The sequence below is a fragment of the Rhizobacter sp. P1_G5 genome (assembly GCF_056405435.1).
Map to the genome: position 1 here is coordinate 1 of NZ_JBFUCB010000983.1, position 1,396 is coordinate 1,396.

The 1,396-nt window shown below is 68.1% G+C and carries 1 pseudogene; it reads right to left on the bottom strand.

From position 1 onward, the window contains the following. Window positions 1–1,396, bottom strand: a pseudogene (locus AC1D12_RS33360) (hypothetical protein); the annotation flags it as partial.

Sequence of the window (1,396 nt, forward strand, 5' to 3'; positions counted from 1 at the left end):
CTGCCCAGGTGGTCCTTGTGCCAATACTCCAGCTTCACCGCGCTCAGGCTCGACTGCGCGGCTGGCGCGGTCTGCGTGGCACCGAGCGTGGGCAGCGCGCCGGTGGTGACCAGCACGCCGAGGCTCTGGCCGCCTGCGCTCAGGTAGTGGCGGTTGCTCGTGACCGCCGGGTTCGCGGCACTGGGGTTGGTCGGCGCATTGACCTCGCTCTCGAAAGCCAGACCGCCGGTGTTGTCCGGGTGCAGGTACCAAGTGGTGCGTGTACCGGCGTTCGTGCCACTCGGGATCGTCCGCACCTCCCGGAGGCGTGCGTGGTCCTCGTCGTAGTTCCACACGTAGCTCGGGCCACCTGCAGGCCCTTGCACGCCCGTCTGGCTGTCCGGCAGGTTGAAGCCGGTGTACGTGATCCCGCGGTACTTGCCCGCCGTTGCGCTGACGATGTTGCCGTTCGCATCGAAGCCGAAGGTGTTGGCTGCCGCGCCTTCGATGCCCAGAGCAGCATGCGGCCTCACGGCGTTCGCACCCTGGGCTCCATAGCTGTACGCCCCCACATCGCTCTTGTAGAGGATGCTGCCCAGCGCGTTGTATTGCAGGCCCACCGTGCGCACCAGGCCGCTGATCGCGGGAGCGGCCACCGTGTAGCGCTGCAGCCRCCCGAGTGCATCGTGCTCGAAGTTCTCTGTCACCGCGCCGCTTGCACCGTCCCCGTTCGCATCGTTGCGGTTCGTCAGCCGGCCCAGGCTGTCCCACACGTAGCCGTGGTTCAGCACGTCGCTGGCACTCGCCCTGCCTGCGATCAGGCTGTTCGCCCGGCCCGTCGCGGCTTCGTAGCCTGATTTGCTCACCACCGCATTGCTGTACCGCTGCTGCTCCAACTCGTCCCATGCGTTGCAGGCCTGCGCCTGCCACAGCACTGTGCCGGCCGGCAGCGTGACGCTCGCGCCCGGCGTGCCTCCCGGGGTGCTCGGTAGCGGGTTCACCGTSACCGCCGTCGCMAGCGACACGCTGCYSAGGAATCCCTTGGGCGTGTAGCCGTAGTTCACCGTCAGCCCGGTYGGCCAGGTCTGGCTCGCTTGCCGGCCGTTGGCGTCATAGGCCACCGCGCTCGCGAAGGTCGGCCCGTTGACGACGCTGGTGCGGTAGTTGATCGGCCGGCCCAATCCGTCGTACGCCCACTGCCGACTGATGCCGGTGCTGGTGCCCGTCGCGCACAGCTTGCCGATGCCCATCAAGCAGCTGTCGTAGGTCCAGGTGCTCCGGTACTCCGCCTCGATGCGCTGCGTCATCCGCCCGAGCACGTCGTAGCCCATCGTCGTTTGCCCACCGCGCTGCAACTGCAGCGGGTTGCGCTGCCACACCGGCTGGCCGAGCGCGTCGTAGCGATACTCGATCACCC